The following is a 23,304-nucleotide window of genomic DNA, read 5'->3' on the forward strand; positions in this document are numbered from 1 at the left end:
TGTAGGCCGGATAAGGCTGTAAGCCGCCATCCGGCATCTGCACAACGGCAAAATGCCGGATGGCGCTGCGCTTATCCGGCCTACGCGTAACTGCATAATTAATCCTCGAAATACCAATAACCCTGATTGACCAGCCAGGTCAGCTCGTCGGCAAAGGCCGGGTTATCCAGCGCGCTGCCCAACTCCTGCACGCCAATGGAGGTATAGCGGCAGAGCGCATCGGCGGCTTGCGGCTCGGCGGTCTCCAGACATTCGCTATTAATAAAGAAACGGTCACCGACGCGCAGGGCGCGCAGCCCGCTGAGACGCGTTAACCTCTGCCCCTCTTTCAGTGCGCCGATCACCTCATCGACCGGGTAATCATCCGGCTCCGGTGCCACATCCAGCTCGTGACGCGGCGTGGTAATAAAGCTGCCAAACCAGCGGTTGAAGTGCTCAGGATCGTTGATCATCGAGATCATCATACTGCGCACGCGCTCCAGCTCGTACTCCTCCACCCGGCCAGTATGTTCACGGCAGGTGAGATCCGGATCGCTGTAGTGCTCGCCGCCAAGATCGTTTTCCAGTGCGTAATCCGCAAAGCTGCTGATCAGATCGCGGCCGTTCGGCCCACGAAAACCAATCGAGTAGTTGAAGGCAGTCTCATGCGTAAAGCCATCGTGCGGGAAACCGGGTGGGATGTAGAGGATATCGCCCGGCTCAAGATCTTCATCAATGATTGGCTGGAAAGGATCAACGTGCAGCAGCGCCGGATGCGGGCAGAACTGGCGCATCGGCAGCTTATCGCCCACGCGCCAGCGGCGGCTGCCCATCCCCTGAATAATAAAGACGTCATACTGGTCGATATGCGGGCCAACGCCGCCGCCCGGCACAGAGTAGGAGATCATCAGATCATCAAAGCGCCAGGCGGGCAGCACGCGAAACGGCTCCACCAGCTCGGCGGAGGGCGCATGCCAGTGGTTCACCGCCTGGGCCAGCAGGGACCAGTCGCGCTCGCCTAAGTGATCGAACGTCTCGAAAGGACCGTTCCACGCCTGCCACTGGCCATCGACGTGGCTGACAATGCGGCTGTCGATCTCCGGCTCCATCGCCAGCCCTGCCAGTTCATCGGGCGAAATCGGGTCGACAAAATCGGTAAATGCGCCTTTCAGCACCACAGGTTGCTTCTGCCAGTACTTCTCAAGAAATTCCGGCCAGTTGAGGTTGAGTTGATAAGCCATAGATCCACACCAGTGAGAAGGGAAACGGCGCTGATTATAAAAAGAGAGCGCCCCCCTCCGCCTTGTCATGGGTCAAGGGCAAGCGGCGGCGCGATAACTAATTGTTCAAGTGCGCTTAACAGCGCATCGACTTTTGGCAGCAGCTGTTTACGCCGCGGCCACACCAGGCTGAGGGGCAACCCATCCGGCTGCTGGTGCGGCAGCAAGATAACCAACTCGCCGCGCGCTAACTGCTGATGCACCAGCCAGGTGGGCATCTGCCCGACGCCAAGACCTGCGCAGAGCGCGTGGCGCTGCGCATCCACATCGCCCAGCGTCATGCGGTAAGGCACGCTGCGCCACTCCGGGTGTCCATCTTCCGTCAGCAATAACCAGGGTTTGCTGCTGCCATCGACGCGTTCATAGAGGATCGCCCGGTGGCGAAGCAGCTGCGCCTCGTTTTGCGGCGTGCCTTCCCGGCGCAGATAGTCAGGCGAAGCGCAAAAGACCATCTTTTCCCGCCCAAGCTGCCGGTGACCAATCGACACCGGTAAGTCGCCACCCAGCCCAATACGCACCGCCACATCAATCCCCTCATCAAAGAGATCCACAAAGCGGTCAGAGAAGGTGATGCTGAGATCAATCTCCGGGTGCTGTTGGCAAAAGGGGATCAGCGCGGGCATCACGCCGAGCCGCCCGTAGGTGGTCGGCACCGCCAGCCGCAGGCGGCCGGAAGGGATCGAGCGGTGCGCTGCCAGCACCGATTCAGCTTCCGCCAGCTCCTCAAGGATGCGAATGCAGGTCTGAAAATAGGCCTGCCCGGCATCGGTCAACGTCAGGCGGCGGGTGGTGCGCTCCAGCAAACGCGAGCCGAGGCGCGCTTCCAGCCGGCTAATGCTTTTGCTGATCGCCGAGCCGGTCAGATGCAGACGCTCTGCGGCGGCGGCAAAACTCCCCTCTTCGACGCTGGCGACAAAGGGGACGATATCTTTCAGGCGTTGATCGCTCATGGCATTACTGAATTGAGGTTATGAATGATGTGAATTAATAGCAGAGATAAGAATTAAATTCTCTATTAGGCTTTAAAGCTGATAAAGAAAAGGAGCCCCCTATGCAAAAACGTGCATTGATAGTCGGTATTAGTGGCGTGATTGGTCGCGCACTGGCAGAACAACTTAAAGGCGAAGGGTGGCAGGTCAGCGGCCTGTCGCGCGGCCGTGGCGCAATCCCGGACGGGTGCGAAAGCCTGACCGCCGATCTCACCGATGCGGCCGCCGTCAATGAGGCGCTAAAAGAGGCGCAGGTTGATGCGCTCTTCTTCAGCGTCTGGTCGCGCCAGGAGAATGAGCAGGCCAACATCCGCGTTAACGGCGCCATCGTCAAAAACGTGATTGAGGCGCTCGGCGAGCGGCTTAACGGTAGCCACGTGGCGCTGGTGACCGGCCTGAAACACTACCTTGGCCCGTTCGAGGCTTACGGTAAAGGTGCGGTGCCGGTCACGCCGTTCCGCGAGGAGCAGGGTCGCCAGCCGGTGGAGAACTTCTACTACGCGCAGGAAGATGAACTCTTTGCCGGCGCAGAAAAGTATGGCTACCGCTGGAGCGTCCATCGCCCGCACACCATCATTGGCTATGCTCTCGGCAATGCGATGAATATGGGCCAGACGCTGGCGGTCTACGCCACGCTGTGCCGTGAAAAAGGGTGGCCGTTTATCTTCCCCGGCTCACCCGAGCAGTGGAACGGGCTGGCGGACGTTACCGATGCCGGTTTACTGGCCGAGCAGCTTAGCTGGGCGGCACAGAGCGAGCAGGCGGCGAACGAAGATTTCAACGCGGTGAATGGCGATGTCTTCCGCTGGAACTGGCTGTGGCCGAAGCTGGCAGCCTATTTCGGCATTGAAGCGGCGGCCTATCCGGCAAGCATGATGCCGCTGGAAAACCGCATGCAGGAGGCGCAGGCCGCCTGGACGGAGATCGCCGAAAAGTATCAGCTTCGCGAAGCGGATATCAACAAGCTGGCCTCCTGGTGGCATACGGATGCCGACCTCGGTCGCCCGATGGAAGCCTTCACGGATATGAGCAAAAGCCGCAAAGCGGGCTTTACCGGCTACCGCTCAACGCCGGACTCCTTCTTTACGCTGTTTGACCGCCTGAAGCAGGAAAAGATTATCCCGCGTTAATGTTTTGCGCCTGAAACATCAAGGTGTCGGAAGTGAAACTGCCCTGCTCGTCGAGCGCGAAGTGGCTTTTCACCTCATCCGAGGTGGTCTGTTGCAGGTAGCGGATCGCCGCGCGCAGCACCTCCGGGGTTTGCATACGCTCAACCCAGGAGGTGTACTCCAGCGCCAGGCGGCCGGTGATGAGTTTATCCACCAGCAGGCCGCTCTGCTGCGTCATCTGCAACCACTCCCCCGGCGAGTAGTTACGAACGTGGGAGGGATCGCGCAGCACTTCGATGGTTTGCAGCCAGATATCCAGCACCGGACGGCCGGGTGAAGTGATATCCATCAGAATGAACCTCCCGCCGGGTTTCAGCACGCGTTGCACTTCACGTAACGCCTGCGGCACATCGTGCCAGTGGTGCGCCGAGTAGCGGCTTATTACCACATCAAATTCGCCTTCAGCAAAGGGCAGCGCTTCTGCCGCGCCGTGAACGGTGCGCAGGTTGCTCAACTGGCGATCGCTGGCGGCCTGGCGCACAACGGCCAGCATCTTCTCTGATAAATCATACGCGGTGACATCGCGCACCACGCCTGCGGCAACAAAACTGGCATGCCCTGCGCCGCAGCCTAAATCGAGCACTGCGGCCGCCGGGTTTTCACACAGCCACTGCGCCAGGCGCACTAAATCTTCCCCCTGAGAATGTACCTGGCTGCTTAAATAGGCCTGCGCCCGATCGCCAAACTGCTGCTGCGTTAACTGATGATGATTTACGGCCATGCTCTTTTTCCTTTTCGTGATGGATGACGACAAACCGGCTCAGTTGCGACTGTACGACCCTTTTTATAGGGGTACAATATGGCTAATTATACTGGTATTAGCAGGTACCCCCATGGAAAACACCCTCTTTGCCGGGCCAAAAGCGCTGGGCGAGTTCTTACGATCCCAGCGGGAAAACACGCTGCCGGCGGATATTGGCCTGCCCGCGCAAGGGCGGCGGCGCACGCGCGGGTTACGGCGAGAAGAAGTGGCGCAGCTCAGCGGCATCAGCACCACCTGGTATACCTGGATTGAGCAGGGGCGCGACATTGTTGTCTCGCCGCAAACCCTGTCGAATATCGCCAACGTATTAAGAATGAAGCCAACGGAGCGAAATTACCTCTTCCATCTGGCGCGGCAAAACGATCCGCAGGAAGAGCATGTGCTGACGGTGGAAAAAGAGGTGCTGGCCTCGGTGCAGCAGATGGCGTGCCCCTGCTATCTGCTCGATTTAACCTGGACAATGCTGGCGTGGAATAGGGCAGCCGAAGCGCTTTTCAGCGGCTGGCTGGACAGCGATCCGCAGCCGAATATGATGAGTTTTATGTTCCGTCATCCGCTAGCGCGCACGCTGGTTGCCGACTGGGAGCCGCGCGCCAGCCGCATTGTGGCGGAGCTGCGCGCCGATGCAATGCACTATCCCCATGACCAGGCCCTGAACAGTTTTGTTGAGAGTTTGCGTAGTGAGAGCGAGCTGTTTCGCACCTTCTGGTCGCGCCAGCAGGTGGTAGTGCGCGAAGGCGGCGAGCGGGTGTTTATGCATGCACAGCGCGGAGAGCTGCACTACCGGCAGATGACCTGGCAATTAACCAGTAATCGTTCGGTAAAAATGATTATGTTGGTGGGGGAGTAAAAAAGAGGCATAAAAAAAGGCCAGTAAACTGGCCTTTTTATTATTTACGGAATTCCATCGTAACGTGGTTTGACTGCATAATCGCGGCGATATTATCAAATGTCATCATTGCTGATTTGCAAAAAATACATTTGGCACCGGCCGGATTTTTCTCAGTCACGTCAAAATTGGAGACTCTGTATTGCGACCCGTGACAGCACGGGCAGCGGAAATGGATATGGTTCGTAATAAAATCGTCCTTAGCGCGGCACTACGTTAGCAGCGGCCGGGCCTTTCGCACCATTTTCAATGGTGAATTCAACTTCCTGATTTTCATCAAGAGTGCGGTAGTTATCGCTCTGGATTGCAGAGAAGTGTACGAATACATCTTTGCTGCCATCTTTAGGAGTGATGAAGCCAAAGCCTTTCTCAGCGTTGAACCATTTTACGATACCAGTCATTTTATTAGACATGTTTGTTACCCTTTTGTTTTATAGGCCTTTTTAGGCGGCAATGGTCTGAGGCATTATTTATCAGCGTGTAAAGAGACCCAAAAAGAAGTAACTATCGAGGTACTTAGAGATGAGAGAGACTTTAGTGGACTACTGGCTGGAGATAATGATTTATCAAACCGACGAGTCATTAACGCACGGTTATGGTTCAGGGCGCAAGGCTTTATTTAGAAACTTTTGTCAGCATTACGTAAACGTTAGATAAGCAGCGTAACGCGAAAATAGGTTGTGTGAAGAGGATCGCAAAAAGAAAGCGAGCTGCGCGTTACTATAAATACTAGTATGGCAGTTAAAGCTATGGACTGATAAAGGTGGTAACAAGCATGCAAATGACGATGCGCTGGTTTGGGCCAGTCGAAGATAAAATTCCGCTGGCGCATATTCGCCAGGTTCCAGGCGTTGAAGGCGTGGTGGGCGCGCTGTATGACGTGCCCGTCGGCGAGGTGTGGCCACAGGATAAAGTGCGCGCGCTGGCCGATCAGGTTCAGCAGGCGGGGTTAAAAATGGAGGTGATTGAGAGCGTCAATATTCATGATGACATCAAAATCGGCCTGCCGAGTCGCGATCGCTTTATCGCCAACTACCAGCAAACCATCCGTCATTTAGCGGAGATCGGTATCAAAGTCATCTGCTACAACTTTATGCCGGTGTTCGACTGGATGAAGACCGAGATGAACTATGTCCTGCCGGACGGCTCAGTGACCATGGCGTTTGAGAAAAAAGGCATCGATAAAACGCTGGATGAAGTGGTGAAAGAGGTGCTGGAGAATTCAAACGGTTTCGCGCTGCCGGGCTGGGAGCCAGAGCGGCTGGCGAAAGTGCAGGAGCTGTTTGCCAAATATAAAGATGTCGATGAGAACAGACTGCGCCAGAACCTGGTCTATTTCCTTGAGCGTGTGATCCCGGTGTGCGAAGAGGTCGGCATCAAAATGGCGATTCATCCGGACGATCCGCCCTACTCTATCTTCGGCCTGCCGCGCATTGTGAAAAACCGTGACGATCTCGACTGGATCTGTAATGCCGTCAACTCTGAGGCCAACGGCATCACCTTATGCACCGGCTCCATCGCCGAAGATCCGGATAATAACGTCTACGAAATTCTCGCCGAGTTTACCCGCCGCAGGCGCATCCACTTCGCCCACGTGCGCAATATCAAGCTGATTCAGGATAAGGATTTCTATGAATCAGCGCACCTTTCGCGCTACGGCTCGCTCGATATGTATGAGGTGATGAAAGCCCTGCATGACAACGGCTTTAATGGCTATATTCGCCCGGATCACGGCCGTTTTATCTGGGGCGAAACCGGGCGTCCGGGCTATGGCCTCTACGACCGCGCGCTCGGCGTCACCTATCTGCACGGCTTATGGGAAGCGCTGGAAAAACGCCACTAACCCTGACTAACGGCACCGGTGTTTACCGGTGCTCTTCCTCATAGCGGCGCACCTGAAAGCCCTCTTCATCGGCGGGCGACACAAAGTAGCGGGTAATCAATTCGAACTGCGCATCGGTGGCGGCGAAATCGTGCTCACCCGCCGCATTGCGCTGGCGCAGGCGCGCTTTACAGGCCTCATCGCTTACAACGAGATAGTGCAGCAGATGCTGTGCACCGGCCTCCTGAATAATCGACATCATCCACTGGCGGCTGGCGACAGTATTGGCGGGGAAATCGAGGATCACGTTTACCCCGGCCTGTAACAGGGCGATGACATGGGGCTTAATTGCTCGCTTAAGCACCGCGGAGTAGTGCACATAATCCTCTACGCTTCGCATCGACTCTTTAAACAGCAGTGCCAGCCAGCTATCTTCGCTGAGCACCACGCTGCCCGGCGTTTGCGCAAGCGTTGCCGCCAGAGTCGATTTACCGGAAGCAATTTTGCCGCAGAGAATATGCAGCGTTGGCCCGTTTTGGCTTGTCTCATCAATGCGCATGCTATGGCTCCCGTTTGCGCTTAACCCGAGCCCCGAGCATACGAGTTAGCCGCTCGCCTCTTCAACTCCCCATTTTTTGCACAGCGTGGCGATATTTACCCCTGCCTGCCGCTGTACGCTGAAGCTGTCAACACTGAGCAGGATCAGCTTCAGCCCGCGCCCGCTCTCCAGATCCGGTGCCATCTCGAGGCCATTTTCCTGTTGTGCAGCCAGTAAGCGTTCAGCGGGAAAGGGCTCGCCATTATCGCGAAACGTCAGTTGCACCTCCTGCGCGCTGGCAGCAAACGCGATGCTAAAGGTAGCTGCGGCCTGCTCATGCAAGCTATGGCGAATTATATTGGTCGCCACTTCGCACACCGCCAAATCGAGGGCGAAGCGCCAGCCCTCATCCACTGGCAAAGCGGCCATCTGCGCGTTCAGCCACTCAGCAAGCGGCGAGAGCGCGGTGAGCGAGGCGGGGAAAGTTTTCTCGCTAGCCATAATTCACAGCCCAAGCAGTTGCAGGGCGGCGGCTCTGTCCGCGCTGATGCGAAAAATACGGTCCATGCGCGTCAGGGTAAACATATTTTTAATGCCGGGGTTGAGGGCGCAGAGCACCATTTCGCCTTTGCCGTTCATCATCTTCATTAATGAAACCAGCGTGCCGAGGCCGCTGCTGTCAATAAAGTCCACCTTGCTGAAATCGACAATCAGCGCGCGCGGCTCATCACCCATCTCGCGGGCGATCGCCTCTTTAAAAGCCGCTGAAACGGAGGCATCCAGCCGTCGAATCGCTGGCGTAAGGATCTTCACCTGCGGCTGATGTTCGCTATCGATATTCATCACTTCTCTCCATTACGCTCAATAATTAACAGGGAAACATCATCTGCCATCTGCTCGCCGTTGCGCCAGCCGGTTAAGTGCTGGCCGAACTGTGGCAGAAGCGCGCCGATAGCCTCGTTAACGTGCTGTTGCAGCCACTGCTGCAAGCGTTGCGGGCCAAACTGCTCGCCTGTGGGGTTTTCACATTCAGTTATGCCGTCGCTAAAGAGGCAGAGCCGCTCGCCGGGGCGCAGCTCAAATTCAACATCATCCCAGCTGAGATCGGGCATCAGCCCAACCGGCGCGCCGCCGCTGCCAATCGGCGTGACCTCGCCCGCAGTTGAGACGATAAACGGCGTCGGATGACCGGCCTGGCAGAGCCGTCCTTTGCCGCTCGGCATGTGAATAACGCCGTAGATCATCGTGAAATAGCTCATGATCTCCGCCTCTTCGCTGCAAAAGCGGCTGTTAAGCATGCTCACCACGTCGGCGGGCGAGGCGACGCTGCCATCAGCAGAAAAGAGGAAACGCTCCACCACGCGGCCCTGCAAAAACTGCCGTGCTACCGCAAGAGACATCATCGCCGCACCGACGCCGTGGCCCGAGACATCGACACAGTAAAAGCCCAGGTGATCGTCTAACTGAAAGAGGTTAAACACATCGCCGGAGACCCAGGCTGAGGGCAGAAACAGCCAGTCGGAAAAGTAGTCGTGATAGCGCAACTGATGGGCGGGCAGAATCGAGTGCTGAATGCGCGCTGCGGCTTGCAGATCCTGCTCAATCTGCTGTAGCGCCTCGCTGAGCCGCGCGTTGCGTGCCGCGAGCGTCGCCTCCAGCGCCAGAATGCGCGAACCGGCATGCAGGCGCGCGCGCAGCTCGCTCTGCTCCACCGGCTTGCTGAGAAAGTCATCTGCGCCTGCGTCAAACCCCTGCGCCAGATCGCCGGGGTTTTCCCGCGCGGTAAGCAAAATCAGATAGATATAGTGGCCAAACTGCCGTTCGCGGATTTCGCGGCACAGCGTTAAGCCATCCATCTCCGGCATCTCCCAGTCGCTTATCACCATGCTGACGGGAGAGTTCGCCAGTATCTCCAGCGCGCTGACGCCGTTTTCCGCTTCGCTGACCACATAGCCCCACTGCGCCAGCATGCGTGAGAGCAGGCGGCGATAAATGGGCGAATCCTCCACCACAAGCACATGCTGTTGGGCCACGTCGGCTCCTTATAACGGTAAAAACCAGATCAGGCTGACGGTCCCTTCGCGGAATTTGCCATTGCCACTCTTATGCCCGGGGTAGCGCGTACCGGCAAAGTTGGCGTACTGCAACGAGAAGGAGCCGGGCGTGTAGCCTGCATAACCAAAGCTGTAGCTGTAATCGCCGTTCCACGGCTGCTGCTGGCTGCGATCCGGGAACCAGAAGGCGGTAGCGCGCACAAAGAAGTGCTGTTTGAAGGTGTAACCGCAGCCGCCAAGCACCACGTTTTTGTTCTGCTCAATATCGTTACTCTTCAGATCGTAGTAGCGCGGCACCCAGCTGTAGCCGACCTGGCAAATCAGTGAATCGCCTTTGTTAATCAGTAGTTTATTTTCAACGGGTTTCGGCAGTGAGAATTTATAGGCCAGCGTCACCGCCCCCTGTTCGAAATAGGTTTTGCGCTTACTGCCCGACGTCCAGAAGTGGTTATCGCCATAGTTGCTGTAGACCAGACTGACGGTGTTGGCATGCCAGTCGTCGTAGCCAAAGCTGTAGCGAAAATCGGTGGTGTAGCGGCTGGTATCGGTCACCGGCACGCGGGTGGTGATATTGGCAAACCAGAAGCTGTAGGGCGAGTATTGCAGGCTCAGGTTAACAGTCTGATTCACTTTTCTTTTCTGCTCGGCGCTGCTGGAACTGTTCGGGATCGTTACCCACTGCTCTTTCAGGCCTGTACCAAAGCTGAGCGCGCCGGAAAAGGGTTTGTTGTTACCGGAAAAAAGACGCCCCCAGCGGCTGGTAAAGACGCCGACCTGCACCGGATCGCCATTGCTGTCACGCAACGACTCGCTCTCCGCTTCACTCTTTTGCGCCGCATTCGCTGCCGGTAAGGCAGCGAGCAGCGCGCAGGCCAGTAAATATCTCTCCCGCATTAAGCCTTTCCTCAGTTAGGTATCCAGCGCGCGCCAACATTGTATTTCGCCAGCAGCCACAGCACGCCGAGCGCCGCCGCATGCACCAGCGTGTTGACGATCCACGCCTGTCGCCAGAGATCGAAGGTGACGAACTGGCTCACCGCCAGCACCACATAGACATGCAGAATAAAGACATACAGCGAGTGCTGACCCAGCGGGATAAGAAACCAGCCGGTCAGGCGATAGATGGGCCGCCAGCACCAGGTCAACAGCAGATAGACCGTCACCATCAGGCTGATATCATTCAGCACCCGCACCGGGCCAAGACCGTTTTTCGCCGCCCAGGTGTGGTAAAACGCGTTGAAATCGGCAGGTGGAATCACATGCATCAGCAGTTCCGGCGGCATAAAGGGGTTAGTGTGGTTCTGGGCAACGAAGGCCAAAATCAGCTCAACGATCACCAGCGCTACAATCACCACTTTGCCCGGCGGCGTGCGCGCCAGCGAGAGCAGTTCTGCCTTGTACCAGCCGCAGCTCATGCCAAGGACGAAAATAAATTGCCAGGCGAGCAGCGGAAAGGCGAACTCAAACTCGGACACCGTCACCCGCACCGGCCAGCGCTGCCAGCAGCCATACACCAGCAGGGAGAGGCTCAATAGCCACCACACTCTGCCCTGTTTAAGCAGCGCCAAAAAGAGCGGGCTTAATAGCAGCAGGAAAATATAGAGGCCAAGGATTTGCGTCTGGTGCGGCCCGATTTGCAAATAGAGCACGATGTTAAACCATGTCTCTTTTATTTGCGGCGTCACCGGATAAAGCGACCACGATGTTCCAGAAAATCGGTCGGTAAAGTGGGTTGCTTCAAACACATTTAAAAAAGGCAAAAAACCGAGCAGCAGCATCGACAATATGATGATGATATTAACGCGATATATTTTCCACGCCCGCAGATATAATCCCCAGCAAATCGTTAATAGCGCCGCTTTTTGCAGCCGCGCCCGATTAAGCATCCCCAGCATAAACCCGGAAAGAATAACAAAGCCTTCGGCACCGGTTGTTAAGCCAAAACGCTCCCACGAAAATATATTAAATATCGACATCACTTCCGTATGCGCCACCACCATCATCACCAGCGCAATACCGCGCATTAAATCGATACGCAAATCGCGGCTACCGGCAACAGAATAGCGCCATGCCGTTGATTCTAAATTATCTTTTTGCGTTAGCGCGGGTGCCATCTGGCTCATAAAAGTAACCTGTTAAGTGCGGCAATAAAACAACAGGGAAATTATTTAGATAGCTTAAATACGCCTGACTGGCAATGTTAGCGAGGCGAAAAGCGCAGCGTGAAAAATCGTTCAAATTGATATTAAATTAACTGCAACGAATTATTCCGCGTTGCGCTTTGCTGGAAACTTTTAATCAGCCATCTACACTTACATTACTTTTTGTTTTACCGGGAAGTTATTACGCCAGGCCGCGAAACAGGTCCGCCTGGGTATTATCTGATTTCTTATTATCACGGAATAAAGATAACAACCGCTATGGGCTTCTACTTTTCCCGATTTGAAGATCGCAAACCGCCCGAGCCGCTGAAAACGCCGCGCTGGGCGATGATTACCTGGCAGATATTAGCGGTTGCGGCGCTGATTCTGGGTGCGAATTATATCTACTGGCGCTGGACGGCGTCGCTGAATATGGATGCCCTGTGGTATGCCATTCCGCTGGTATTAGCGGAAACGCTGGCGTGGATCGGCACGGTGTTATTTACCATCAACCTGTGGAAGGAGGAGGATCCGCCGCAAGCGCCGCCGCCGCAGGAGATCAATGACTGCCTGGGCGCGGATGAAGCGGTCGAGCCGCGCCCGGTGAAAGTGGACCTCTTTATCGCTACTTACTCCGAAGATGTTGAGCTGGTCAGGCTCTCTATCCGCGATGCGATGAAAATGGCGTACCCCTTTCCCCTCGATTACCGCGTGCACGTGCTGGATGACGGGCGACGCCCGGAGATGAAAGCCGTCTGCGACGAAGAGGGGGTGAATTACATCACCCGGCAGACCAACATTGGCTACAAAGCGGGTAACCTGCGTAACGGTCTCGAGCAGACCGACGGCGATTTTCTGGTGATTTGTGATGCCGACACCCGCGTCTTCCCGACCCTGCTCGCCCATACCCTCGGCTACTTCCGCAACCCGGACGTGGCGTGGGTGCAGACGCCGCAATGGTTTTACGACCTGCCCGCCGGGGAGAACCTCTCCCGCTGGCTGAAGCGAAAAACCGGCAAAGTGGGCTACGCCTTCGGCTGGCTGGCGCAGAAAATCGTCGGCCCGGTAACGATGGGACGCGATCCCTTTTTTAACGATCCGCGCATGTTTTACGATGTGATCCTGCGCCGCCGTAACTGGGCCAACGCCGCCTTCTGCTGCGGTGCGGCGTCGGTGCACCGGCGCGAAGCGGTGATGCAGGCAGCGCTGCGCAGTTATGTCTGGACGGTGGAGGAGGAGATCGACCGCCATACGCGCGATATCCGCGATCCCGCCACCCGCGAAGCGCTCCAGGATGCAATGCGCCCCCATGTCGCTTTCGATACCGAACTGACGCCCTATAAATTTCACGTCTCGGAAGATATTTATACTTCGATCCTGCTGCATGGCGATGCGGCGCGAAACTGGCGCTCGGTGATGCATCCGCGTATCGAATCAAAAATGTTATCGCCGCAGGATATGCTGACGTGGATGATCCAGCGTTTTAAGTATGCCGCCGGATCGCTCGATATTCTGTTTCACGACAATATCTTCAGCCGCCGCCGCTTTAAGCTCTCGCTGCCGCAAACCCTGATGTACGCCACCACCTTCTGGTCCTATATGGCCTGCGTCTGGAACGCCATTTTCCTGATTTCGCCGATTATCTATCTTTTCACCGGCATTCCGCCGGTGTCGGCCTGGTCGACGCCCTTTTATCTCCACTTCCTGCCCTTTTTTATCCTCTCGGAGCTGGCATTTATGTTTGGCACATGGGGCATCTCCGCCTGGGATGGGCGCGCATCCTATCTCTCCTTCTTCTCGATGAATCTGCGGGCGCTGAATACGGTGCTGCGCGGCGAGCAGATCAAGTTTCACGTTACGCCGAAGGAGCGCCAGACCGGGCGCTTCCTCTACCTGGTGAAACCGCAAATCGCCATCGTGCTGCTCACCCTGACCGGGCTGATTTGGGGCGGCATTCAGGTGGCGCGCGGCCAGGTGGATGACCCTTCCGGCTACGTCATCAATATCTTTTGGGGTGCCGTCAACATCGCCGCGATGTTGCCGCTGATCCTCGCCGCCATCTGGACGCCGGACGAAGAGGAGGCGCGAACATGAGAACGCGCGACGCACTGCTTTCTGCACGCAGTTACATCACTATCCTGCTCGGTTTTCTGCTTGGCTTCGCCATCGTGGTGTGGGTGGAAAAACAGATGCCGACCCGCGTTGAGAGCAGCGGCGGCATGGCGCTCAGTAAAGATTTCCCGCCGCTGCCCACCTCGCGTGCGCTCACCTTTGAGGAGGCCATCTGGGCGCGCGTGGCCTGGCAATATTACGTCAACAATACGCAACCCAACGGCCTGCCGAATGCGCAGGATGGGCAGGCGTGGTTCAGCTTATGGAGCGCGGGCAGCTATCTGCTGGCGGTGATCGCCGCACAACAGTTGCACATCCTCAGCGAAGCAGAGAGCGATGCGCGCATCAACAATGCGCTGGCAACCCTCGGCGGGCTGCCGCTTACGCCGCAGGGCGTGCCGGCGGCCTACTATCACTCCGATACGCTGAAAATTCTCGGCAAACCGGAAAGCTCCGCCATCGGCATGGGCCGCCTGCTGGTGGCGCTGCAAACCCTGCTCTGGCGCTCGCCGCAGCACGCCGAGGCGGTGCGCGATCTCTTTAACCGCTGGCAGGTGGGCGCGCTTATCGTCACCAGCGGCGCAACGCAGGCCGCCGCGCCGCTGCATCACTGGGCGCTGGCCACCGATGAGCCGCGCAACAGCTTTGGCTATCGACTTTATGCCAGCCATACGCTGCGGCTGATCGACAGCGCCGCCGGGCTGGCGGTCACCAACCCACCGGAAGGGCAGCAGATGATCGATATCGACGGCATTATGGTGCCCGATGAGGGGCTGCGCACGCCGTGGGGACGCCAGCCTTCGCTGATTAGCCTCCCCTATCTGTTAACTGGCCTTGAACTGGGCTTTGATGCGCAGAGCGCCGAAATCGCCTTTCGCATCATGCAGATCCAGCAGCGCCGCCACAGCCTGCGGGTACGCAAACCGCCCATCAGCACCGACTATGCCGAACCCGCGCCGGACTTTATCAATGACCTGCCCAACCGCCAGCCTATCGACAACGAGGCACTGCGCGATGCGCCGCCGGAGCTGACGGCGATCACCTCTACCCGCTCGGCCTTCGCCTGGTATGCGCTGTTTCGCAACAGCTGGAGCGAGGCCCTGCGCCAGCAAGCGCAGGTGCTGCAAGTGCCGGGCAAAGGGTGGCAGCGCGGGCATAACCTCAATAACAGCGTGAACAGTGTGATTGATGCCGACACCAATGCCATCGTGCTGGAGAGCCTGGCCTATATCGCCCACGGCCAGATGCTGTGCCTGGCCTGTTTTAATCCCGCGCCCCGTTCCCCTTCGTCAGCAGGAGCTACGCCATGAAGCTGAAAGCACTTCTCTTTTTTCCCCTGTTGGCCGGGTTTATGGCGCTCTGGATGACGCTGAGCCAGGCGCGCGCCGGCGATCTTCCTGCATCGGACTACGCGCCGCGCAGCGGCAAGCTGACGGCGCAAGAGATGACGATGGCGAGAAACGCCTGGCAATACTTTGTCGCCAACTACCAGCCCACCACCGGGCTGGTCAACGCGGTAAACAAATACCCCTCCACCACCATGTGGGACAGCGGCTCCTACCTTGCTGCGCTGACGGCGGCACGCGAACTGGGGATTATCGATAAAGCGGAGTTTGACCGGCGGATGCTGAAGATCCTCGCCACCATCAACAAGCTGGATCTGTTTCGCAATGAACTGCCCAACAAAGCCTATAACACCCTCACCGCGCAGAAGGTGAACTACACCAACAAACCGGGCGAGATTGGCTTCTCGGCGCTGGATATCGGCCGCATGTTGATCTGGCTGAAGGTGATCAAAGAGCGCTACCCGGAGTATGGCAACAGTATCGATAATATCGTGCTGGGCTGGGATTTTAGCCATGCTGTTGACCCGTGCGGCACGCTTTACGGTGCTTACCTCGAAAACGGTCAGCCGAAGTATGTGCAGGAGGGGCGTCTCGGGTATGAGGAGTATGGCGCCGCCGGTTTCCAGCTGTGGGGCTTCAACACCTGCCAGGCGAGCCGACCGCAGCCCTATGAGCTGGCGGAAATTTACTGCGTGCTGGTGCCGTACGACACGCGCGATCCTCGTGCCACTTCGCAGCACAACTATGTGGTGACTGAATCCTATCTGCTCTACGGCCTTGAGTTCGGCTTTGATAACCCGAACGATCGCAACAACAGCCCGCGCAACTACTCCCATCCGTGGATGAAAAACTTCGCCGACCGCGTCTACCAGGCGCAGGAGAACCGCTACACCATTACCGGCGTGCTCACCGCCCGCTCCGAGCACCAGCTCGATAAAGCCCCCTACTTCGTCTACGACACGGTCTACACCGATGGCTATGACTGGAACACCATCACCGATAAAGGGCAGTTTATGCCCAGCGCTGCCGCCGTCTCTCTGAAAGCGGCGCTCGGCATGTGGGTGCTGTGGGATTCCCCCTACACCGATCGCCTGATGAGCGCCATCGAGAACGCCAACGAAGAGGGCAAGGGTTACTACGAAGGGCTGTATGAGAATGGCGACGGCCCGATCAAAGAGTTCACCGCCAACAACAACGGCATCATGCTTGAGGCGCTGCTGTTCAAAAAAGAGGGCAAGCTGCTGCAGTTCAACACCGATAACCCGAAAAACCGCAACTTCGCCCCATCGCTGTGGGAGAAGAAGCTGGTCGATCTGTTTGAGGAGAATAACGCCCGCCGCAACCGACCGTTCCTTGAGAGCACGCCGTCGGTGAAAAACTGGTGTCAGCAGACCGGCACCACCCAGCGCACAAAACCTGCCTGCCAGGCGTGCCAGTGCGCCTCCTGTAATGCGGATGAGCCTGTGAAGCTGCCGCCGGTGACTGCGCAATGTCTAAAACCGTAGTTCGCTGGCTGGCGATCCCTCTGCTGCTGCTCGCCGCCGCCTTTGCGCTATTTAGCGAGGGCGGCGCAGGCTGGCGCTGGCTGACGAAAGGGGCGTGGAACACCACCGCGCGCGTCAGCAGCCTGACGCCGCAGGAGCGCGAGTGGGCCACTATTGCCTGGCGCTACTTCGTTAATAACACCCAACCGCAAACCGGGCTGGTCAACGGCAGCGACAAGCAGCCGCGCGTTACGCTGTGGCAGATGGGCGACACGCTTATCGCCCTGCTGGCGGCAAAAGATCTCGATCTGGTTGATGATAAGGAGTTTGACGCGCGCCTCACCCGCCTGCTCGGCACCCTCAACCGGCTGATGCTCACCGATAGCCGAACGCCCGGCAGGCTCTACTCCAGCCAGACGGCGACCATCGTCGATTTTAGCGGCAAGCCGGTGAAGAGCGGCTGGTCGGCGAAAGATATGGCGCGGCTGATGCTGGCGCTGCGCCTCACCGCCGAACGCGCGCCGCAGTACCGCGAGTATCTCGACAAAGTGATCCTGCGCTGGAATTTCTGCCCGGTCATGGATGGTGAAGGCGAGCTGTGGTCCGCCTCGCTGCAAAACGGCCAGCCGGTGGTGCGCGAAGAGCTGCGCCTCGGCGAGAGCGAATATGCCGCCAGCGCCTTCCGCCTGTGGGGCTTCCCGGCCGGGAAAGCGCTCACGCCGCCGTCGAAAAACGTCATCATCTACCAGCGCAGCCTGCCGGTGGATGCCCGCGATCCGCGCACCACCTGGCAGCCGTCAATCCTCTCAACGGTGCCAGCGATGCTGCCGGGGCTGGAGTTTGGCTGGCAGCCGCCTGGGCTGAGCGATGAGGTGCAAACCCTGCTGCGCGATCGGGCGCAGGGCGTCTGGCTGACGCAGAAAACGCGCTGGGAAAAGGAGAGGACGCTTACCGCCCGCGCTGACTTTACCCTCGCGCAGGCACCGTGGCACGTGGAGGATAGCGTCTGGGGTAATGGCTATGCGTGGAACACCCTCGGCGATGACGGAAAATATTACCCGCGGCTGGCGCAGGTGACGACCAAAGCAGTGTTTGCCCTGTGGGTGTTGTGGGATACCGCCTACACCAACGCTCTGATGGCGGTGACGGAACACCTGAACGATCCTGAACGCGGCTGGTTTGAAGGGCGCGTTGAAGCGACAGGCGATATCAACAAAATGGTGACGCTCTCCACCAATGCGATGGTGCTGGAGGCGCTGCTCTACAAAGCCAACGGCGGGCCGCTCTTTCGCGACGGCCTGATCGACGATGAGAGCTATTTCGTGCGCCGCACGACAGATGAATTTAACAAACCCGGCCTCTGCCTGCCGGGTGAACGCACCCCGAGGGCCGCGCCATGAAATTCTACCGCGATCTCTTTGAAGCGAGTCTGAGCCGCGTCTTCCCTGATGATGAGAAGCGCGCCTTCTTTAACGCCTTCTACACCACCTTTATGCACATGTCGCCGGAGACGGAGCAGCACTTCGCCCGCTTTGGGAGCGAAGAGGGGCAACAGCTGGTTTATAAGAGCTTCTTTGCCATGCTGGCGGTCGACGGCGCGCTGTTTGTGCCCGATTTCCTTGAGCGGCTGGCGCGCGAGCAGAGCACCGACGGCCTGCGCTTACCGCCGCGCTTTTTTGCCCTCTGGCGGGAAGCGATGTTAATTACCGTGCGCCAGCGCGACCCGCAGTGTGATGAAGAGACGCTGACCGCGTGGGCAATGGCGATTGCGCCGGGGCTGGAGTACCTGCGCCGCCAGGCGGAACTGCACTACCAGGCCGGGGAGGCGTCATGACAACAGCCTGCCATTTTGACCTCAACGCCCTGCCCGGGGCGGTGCTGATCTACGATCGCCACGAGCGGCTGCTGGCGTGGAATGCGCAGGTAGAGGCCTTTTACCCGGCGCTAACCGGTGGGCTAAAGCCGGGCGCGACGCTGCAAAGCCTGGCAGAGAAGTTTATCGACGCGGCCTATAACACCGACCCGAGCCGCCGCCAGACGCTGCGCGAGGCGATCATTCGCAACTGCCGCCAGGATAGCCACCGCGAAGTGCGCCAGGCCGGGCAGCGCCGCCTGTTTGTTCAGCACCAGCGCCTGGCGGATGGCAGCATCGTCAGCCTGCACAGCGACATCACGCAGCTGGATGAAGCCCAGCGTTCGCGCCAGCAGCTGCACGATGATTTCCTGCTCACCGCCGACTCTATTCATATTGGCATCTGGGACTGGCAGATCTCGGCCGACAATTTGCAGGTTAACGACACGCTGCTGACGATGGTTGGCCTTCCGCGCAGCCAGTGGCACCATCCGGCGCGCTTGCTGCTCAATCTGGTACATGAAGAGGATCGCGCCCGCCTGCGCCAGGCGATGCAGGGTTCAACCCGCCACCACGTTCCGGTGTTTGAGTGTGAAATCCGCGTTCGCCATCAGAGCGAGGAGTGGCGCTGGATGCTGCTCTCTGGCCAGGTGGTAACGCTGACCATGCAGGGCGACGCGGAGCGGGTGGTCGGCACGTTGCAGGATATCACCCGCCGTAAAGAGGCGGAGCTGCTGGCGATTGAGGCGGCGAAGGTGGCGCGTGATGCCAACGAGGCGAAGAGCGCCTTTCTGGCGAATATGAGCCATGAAATTCGCACGCCGATGAACGGTATTCTCGGCATGACGCAACTCTGCCTCGACACCCAGCTCAGCAGCGAGCAGCGCGAGTACCTCTCGCTGGTGATGAGTTCGGCACAGTCGCTGCTGCATATCATCAATGACATTCTCGACTTTTCGAAAATCGAGGCCGGGAAAATTATTCTCGATGAGGAGCCGCTGGAGATCCGCCCCTTTATCCAGGCGCTGATCCGCCCGCATATGCCAGCCGCCAGCGAAAAAGGCATTGAACTGCTGGTCGATATCGACCCCGCCGTGCCGGAGGTCGTCTCCATTGATGGCCCCCGGCTGCGGCAGATCCTCACCAATCTGCTCGGCAATGCGCTGAAATTTACCCATCAGGGGGAAGTGGTGCTCGCCATCTCGCCGGGTGAGGAATCTGGTAGCTGGCGGTTTGCGGTGCGCGACAGCGGCATTGGCATTCCCGCCGAAAAGCAGCAGGCGATCTTCGAAGCCTTCAGCCAGGCAGACAGCTCCACCACCCGCCGCTATGGCGGCACCGGGCTGGGGCTGACTATCTCCGCGCGGCTGGTGAAGATGATGGGCGGCGAACTGGCTGTAACCAGTGAACCGGGCGTGGGCAGCGAGTTCGCGTTCAGCTTAACGCTGGTAAGCCAGCCTGCCGCACTGGCGGCAATGCAGATGACGCGTTTTAGCGGCGAGCGGGTGCTGGTGGTGGATGATAACAGCACCAACCTGCGCCTGCTGGAGACGATGCTGACGCAGATGGGGCTGGTGCCGCACTGCGTCGATAACGCCCACCAGGCGCTGCGCCTGACGGCAGAGAGCGAACCCTTTCCGCTGATCCTGCTTGATGCGCAGATGCCGGAGATGGATGGCATTTCGCTGGCGCTGGAGCTTTCGGTGCTGCCGCAGGCGAGCCAGAGCCGCATCATTATGCTCAGTTCCATGAATCGCCACTTCGATGCGCGGATGCTTAAACGCATCGGCATCGCCCACTACCTGCATAAACCGGTGGCGCAAAGCGAGCTAAATCAGGCGATCGCCAGCGTGCTGGCACCGGGTCGCCTGCCGGAGCCTGTTGCCGTCGAACAACCTGTCGCGCCGCAAGTGGCAGCCAGCGCGCTGCGTATTCTGCTGGCGGAAGATAATCTGGTGAACCAGAAGCTGGCGCTGCGTCTGCTGGAGCGGCTGGGCCACCACGCCGAGGTGGTCGATGACGGGCGCGCGGCGCTCGATCGCTGGCATGAAGGGGGCTGGGATCTGATCCTGATGGATCTGCAAATGCCCGGCATGGATGGCGAAACGGCGATCCGCCTGCTGCGCGAAGAGGAACGGATGCACACGCTCAGCCACCAGCCGGTGATCGCCATGACCGCGCACGCCATGCAGGGTGATAAAGAGCGCTGCCTGGCCATGGGGTTTGATGGCTATATCGCCAAGCCGGTAAGCCAGCAGGCGCTGCACGATGAGCTGACCCGCATTACGCAACAGGACGATGACGGGTTGCCCACGCAGAGCGCCCTGCTCGCCCAGTGCGCCGACGATGCTGAACTGGTTAACGAGCTGCTGGTGCTGTTCGCCGACAGCGTCGGGACGATGCAGGCCGCGATTGCCGATGCCATCCACACTAACGATCGCGACGGCCTGCGGCGCGCGGCGCATAAACTGCGCGGTGAGGCGATCGCTCTCGACTTCACCCGCCTGAGCCAGCTGCTGCAACAGCTTGAGAGCCAGGCCATCAGCCTCGATCAGCAGGCACTGGATAACCTGCACACGACACTTCGCGAGGAGTTTGTGCGCGTTGAGGCGTGGCTGCAACGCCGGGAGGCAAACCATGATGCGTAACGCGCTGCTGCTGTCGCTCTTACTCTCACCCCAGGCTTTCGCCACTGCGCTGCCCGTCACCTGGTCCCTTGCCGGAGAGTGGCGCGTGCACGATGCCAACGATCCCGCTTTCGATGGCGTCAGCGCCTCCAGCGCCGACTGGCGCACCCTGCGGGTGCCCGCCAACTGGTACAGCGACGGGCTGGATCACCAGGGCGCGCTCTGGTACCGCCACAGCTTTACCCTGCCAGAACAGTCTGCCGATACGCTGGCAACGCTGGTGTTTGATGGCGTCGACTACCTGGCTGATGTGACGCTGAACGGCCAGCGGCTAGCGCACCATGAGGGCTATTATCAGCGCTTCCCGGTCGATGTCAGCCAGGCGCTACGCCGCCATAACCAGCTGACGGTGCGCGTCGATAGCCCGTTTGAAGATCCAAAAACTATCTGGCCGCTGCATAAAACGATGGTCAAAGGGGTGCTGAACCAGCATGACACCCGCCCTGGCGGTGCCTGGTCGGCGCAGGGGCAGGATGCCAACTCCGGCGGCATTTGGGCCCCGGTCCGGCTGCACCTTAGCCGCGGGGCGGCAATTGATGAAGTCATCCTGCGCCCGCAGTGGCAACAGGGGCTGGCGAAGCCGATGCTGCGCGCCGAGATCCGCTACCGGGCGAAACAGGCCGGGCCGGTGACGCTGCGCCTGGCGGCGAAGCCGGATAATTTTTATGGTCGTGACTACCGCCAGGAGTTTCCCGTCACGCTTGAGGCAGGCGACAGCAAGGTGCTGACGGTGACGCTGCCGATGGAAGCCGCCAGGCTCTGGTGGCCGGTGGGTCACGGTAAACCCAACCTCTACCGCGTTCGCGCCTCACTGATCGATCGGCAAGGGGTGATGGATACCGCCGTTACCCGTACCGGCCTGCGCAAAATGGAGGAAGCGCCGGATAACAAAGGCTGGCGCATCAACGATAAGCGCCTGTTTGTGAAGGGCAGCAACTATATCGGCTCGCCGTGGCTCGGCACCATGACGCGCGCCAGGTATCGCCAGGACTTCGAACTGGTAACGGGAATGAACGCCAATGCGATACGCGTGCATGGTCATGTCGCCGGGCGCGCGCTGTATGACGTCGCCGATGAGATGGGGCTGATGATCTGGCAGGATGTGCCGTTGCAGTGGGGCTACAACAACAGCAGCGAGTTTGCCGATAACGCCGCCCACCAGACGCGGGAGATGGTGGCGCAGTTCGGCAACTCACCGGCGATTGTCGCCTGGGGTGGACACAACGAGCCGCCGTGGAACTCGCCGTGGATGGAGAAGCGCTTTAAAGACTGGAATAAAGATCTTAACCGCGAGCTGACGCAGAAAGTGGCGGACGCGCTGGCCGAGGACACCTCGCGTATCGTGCACCGCTACTCCGCCGTGGAGGAGCACTACTGGCAGGGGTGGTACTTCGGCACCATGCGCGATGTGCTGGCTCCGGCAAAAACCGGCATCATCACCGAGTTTGGCGCGCAGGCGCTGCCGCGCCTCTCCACCCTCAAGACCATTATTCCCGCCAGCGAGATGTGGCCGAAGAGTACCGATGCGAAAGATCCCGGCTGGGATCGCTGGAAGTATCACAACTTCCAGCCGTTCCAGACCTTTGGCTTTGCCAACGTGCCGCGCGGCGAGAATATTCAGCAGACCATCGATAATACCCAGCGCTACCAGGCGGAGCTGGTGGCAATGGCGGCAGAGAGCTATCGCCGCCAGCGTTATCAGCCGGTTACCGCCCTGTTCCACTTTATGTTTGTCGAGACCTGGCCGTCGATAAACTGGGGCGTTGTTGACTATCTGCGTCAGCCGAAAGCGGGCTATTACGCGCTGCAAACCGCCTATCAACCGCTGCTGCCCTCTATCGAGCCGGTCACGGCAAACTGGCAGACCAATAGAGCGAATATCCTGCGGCTGTGGGCAATTAACGATAGCTGGTCGGCCTGCGAAAAGTGCACGCTAAAGTGGCGCATCACGCAAAACGACAGCAGCCTGGAGAGCGGTGAGCTGCCGCTAACCCTTGATGCAGATTCCGGCCAGATGGTGAAAGAGGTTTCGGTAACACCCACCGTGCCCGGCGAAGCCAGGATCGCCTACTGGATTGAAGACCAGCAGGGCAAAGTGGTCGGTAAAAACGCGCGCATGGAAGCAGTGACGGCGGGCGAAAACGCCGCACCGTGACAGGTGCGGTTGTAACCTTTACTCTGCCTGTTATCGCAATGTCC

Annotated in this window: 21 protein-coding genes; 10 read left to right on the forward strand and 11 right to left on the reverse strand. The window is 58.7% G+C overall.

Going from position 1 to position 23,304, the window contains the following annotated elements:
* Window positions 1-98: 98 nt before the first annotated feature.
* Both ABIC80_RS13515 and ABIC80_RS13520 read right to left on the reverse strand, forming a co-directional pair.
* Window positions 99-1,220, reverse strand: coding sequence for a cupin domain-containing protein (locus ABIC80_RS13515; protein ID WP_312277490.1), 1,122 nt, complete (start codon window positions 1,218-1,220; stop codon window positions 99-101).
* A gap of 65 nt (window positions 1,221-1,285) precedes the next feature.
* The gene (locus ABIC80_RS13520; RefSeq protein ID WP_042718240.1) at window positions 1,286-2,209 is read right to left on the reverse strand and encodes a LysR family transcriptional regulator; all 924 of its coding nucleotides are present in this window, start codon (window positions 2,207-2,209) and stop codon (window positions 1,286-1,288) included.
* A gap of 101 nt (window positions 2,210-2,310) precedes the next feature.
* Between ABIC80_RS13520 and ABIC80_RS13525 the strand changes: the two genes are divergently transcribed.
* Window positions 2,311-3,378 carry an SDR family oxidoreductase gene (locus tag ABIC80_RS13525; protein ID WP_429177470.1) on the forward strand — a complete coding sequence of 356 codons (1,068 nt, stop codon included), beginning with the start codon at window positions 2,311-2,313 and terminating at the stop codon, window positions 3,376-3,378.
* On the opposite strand, the gene ABIC80_RS13530 is transcribed toward ABIC80_RS13525, so the two are convergent.
* On the reverse strand, window positions 3,365-4,138 hold the full coding sequence (locus ABIC80_RS13530) for a class I SAM-dependent methyltransferase (protein ID WP_429177472.1): 774 nt from the start codon (window positions 4,136-4,138) through the stop codon (window positions 3,365-3,367). The genes ABIC80_RS13525 and ABIC80_RS13530 overlap by 14 nt on opposite strands.
* Window positions 4,139-4,250: 112 nt before the next feature.
* Between ABIC80_RS13530 and ABIC80_RS13535 the strand changes: the two genes are divergently transcribed.
* Entirely contained in the window at window positions 4,251-5,030 is a 780-nt protein-coding gene (locus ABIC80_RS13535; protein ID WP_429177473.1) for a helix-turn-helix transcriptional regulator, read from the forward strand.
* 40 nt (window positions 5,031-5,070) lie between these two features.
* Here the strand turns inward: ABIC80_RS13535 and ABIC80_RS13540 are convergent, their stop codons facing one another.
* Both ABIC80_RS13540 and cspE read right to left on the reverse strand, forming a co-directional pair.
* Window positions 5,071-5,259: a cold-shock protein gene (locus tag ABIC80_RS13540; protein ID WP_076769157.1), complete on the reverse strand. Its 189-nt coding sequence runs from the start codon at window positions 5,257-5,259 to the stop codon at window positions 5,071-5,073.
* Between the two features lie 10 nt (window positions 5,260-5,269).
* Entirely contained in the window at window positions 5,270-5,482 is a 213-nt protein-coding gene (gene cspE, locus ABIC80_RS13545) for a transcription antiterminator/RNA stability regulator CspE (RefSeq protein ID WP_023480861.1), read from the reverse strand.
* A gap of 362 nt (window positions 5,483-5,844) precedes the next feature.
* Between cspE and uxuA the strand changes: the two genes are divergently transcribed.
* Complete coding sequence (gene uxuA, locus ABIC80_RS13550) at window positions 5,845-6,912, forward strand: mannonate dehydratase (RefSeq protein WP_305207564.1); 1,068 nt, start codon at window positions 5,845-5,847, stop codon at window positions 6,910-6,912.
* A gap of 22 nt (window positions 6,913-6,934) precedes the next feature.
* On the opposite strand, the gene ABIC80_RS13555 is transcribed toward uxuA, so the two are convergent.
* Genes ABIC80_RS13555 through opgC form a run of 6 tightly spaced genes read right to left on the reverse strand, consistent with a single transcriptional unit; the run spans window position 6,935 to window position 11,606 of the window.
* Window positions 6,935-7,450, reverse strand: coding sequence for an AAA family ATPase (locus ABIC80_RS13555; protein ID WP_367165058.1), 516 nt, complete (start codon window positions 7,448-7,450; stop codon window positions 6,935-6,937).
* A 45-nt stretch (window positions 7,451-7,495) separates the two neighbouring features.
* Window positions 7,496-7,930 carry an ATP-binding protein gene (locus ABIC80_RS13560; RefSeq protein ID WP_429177475.1) on the reverse strand — a complete coding sequence of 145 codons (435 nt, stop codon included), beginning with the start codon at window positions 7,928-7,930 and terminating at the stop codon, window positions 7,496-7,498.
* 3 nt (window positions 7,931-7,933) lie between these two features.
* The gene (locus ABIC80_RS13565; RefSeq protein WP_429177477.1) at window positions 7,934-8,272 is read right to left on the reverse strand and encodes an STAS domain-containing protein; all 339 of its coding nucleotides are present in this window, start codon (window positions 8,270-8,272) and stop codon (window positions 7,934-7,936) included.
* The gene (locus ABIC80_RS13570) at window positions 8,272-9,462 is read right to left on the reverse strand and encodes a PP2C family protein-serine/threonine phosphatase (protein WP_429177479.1); all 1,191 of its coding nucleotides are present in this window, start codon (window positions 9,460-9,462) and stop codon (window positions 8,272-8,274) included. The genes ABIC80_RS13565 and ABIC80_RS13570 overlap by 1 nt, the downstream gene beginning before the upstream one ends.
* Window positions 9,463-9,471: 9 nt before the next feature.
* Window positions 9,472-10,377 (reverse strand): hypothetical protein, encoded by a 906-nt coding sequence (locus ABIC80_RS13575; protein ID WP_076769160.1) that lies wholly within the window; start codon window positions 10,375-10,377, stop codon window positions 9,472-9,474.
* 11 nt (window positions 10,378-10,388) lie between these two features.
* Complete coding sequence (opgC, locus tag ABIC80_RS13580) at window positions 10,389-11,606, reverse strand: OpgC domain-containing protein (RefSeq protein WP_429177481.1); 1,218 nt, start codon at window positions 11,604-11,606, stop codon at window positions 10,389-10,391.
* A 297-nt stretch (window positions 11,607-11,903) separates the two neighbouring features.
* Between opgC and ABIC80_RS13585 the strand changes: the two genes are divergently transcribed.
* From ABIC80_RS13585 to ABIC80_RS13615, 7 genes are read left to right on the forward strand one after another with little or no spacing between them, the layout of a single operon-like run.
* A complete protein-coding gene (locus ABIC80_RS13585; RefSeq protein WP_429177483.1) occupies window positions 11,904-13,718 on the forward strand; it encodes a glycosyltransferase in 1,815 nt (604 codons plus the stop codon).
* Window positions 13,715-15,046 (forward strand): DUF3131 domain-containing protein, encoded by a 1,332-nt coding sequence (locus ABIC80_RS13590; RefSeq protein ID WP_139567792.1) that lies wholly within the window; start codon window positions 13,715-13,717, stop codon window positions 15,044-15,046. The genes ABIC80_RS13585 and ABIC80_RS13590 overlap by 4 nt, the downstream gene beginning before the upstream one ends.
* Window positions 15,043-16,587 carry a DUF3131 domain-containing protein gene (locus tag ABIC80_RS13595; RefSeq protein WP_042718269.1) on the forward strand — a complete coding sequence of 515 codons (1,545 nt, stop codon included), beginning with the start codon at window positions 15,043-15,045 and terminating at the stop codon, window positions 16,585-16,587. The genes ABIC80_RS13590 and ABIC80_RS13595 overlap by 4 nt, the downstream gene beginning before the upstream one ends.
* Window positions 16,572-17,966, forward strand: a complete 1,395-nt coding sequence (locus ABIC80_RS13600; RefSeq protein WP_429177485.1) for a DUF3131 domain-containing protein — start codon at window positions 16,572-16,574, stop codon at window positions 17,964-17,966. Before ABIC80_RS13595 ends, ABIC80_RS13600 begins: the two co-directional genes overlap by 16 nt.
* Entirely contained in the window at window positions 17,963-18,400 is a 438-nt protein-coding gene (locus tag ABIC80_RS13605; RefSeq protein ID WP_042718272.1) for a globin, read from the forward strand. Before ABIC80_RS13600 ends, ABIC80_RS13605 begins: the two co-directional genes overlap by 4 nt.
* A complete protein-coding gene (locus tag ABIC80_RS13610) occupies window positions 18,397-21,066 on the forward strand; it encodes a response regulator (RefSeq protein ID WP_429177487.1) in 2,670 nt (889 codons plus the stop codon). Before ABIC80_RS13605 ends, ABIC80_RS13610 begins: the two co-directional genes overlap by 4 nt.
* On the forward strand, window positions 21,056-23,260 hold the full coding sequence (locus tag ABIC80_RS13615; RefSeq protein ID WP_429177489.1) for a glycosyl hydrolase 2 galactose-binding domain-containing protein: 2,205 nt from the start codon (window positions 21,056-21,058) through the stop codon (window positions 23,258-23,260). Before ABIC80_RS13610 ends, ABIC80_RS13615 begins: the two co-directional genes overlap by 11 nt.
* The last annotated feature ends 44 nt before the right edge of the window (window positions 23,261-23,304 follow it).

Origin of the sequence: Kosakonia sp. 1610 (assembly GCF_050435845.1) — a bacterium.
GTDB lineage: Bacteria > Pseudomonadota > Gammaproteobacteria > Enterobacterales > Enterobacteriaceae > Kosakonia > Kosakonia cowanii.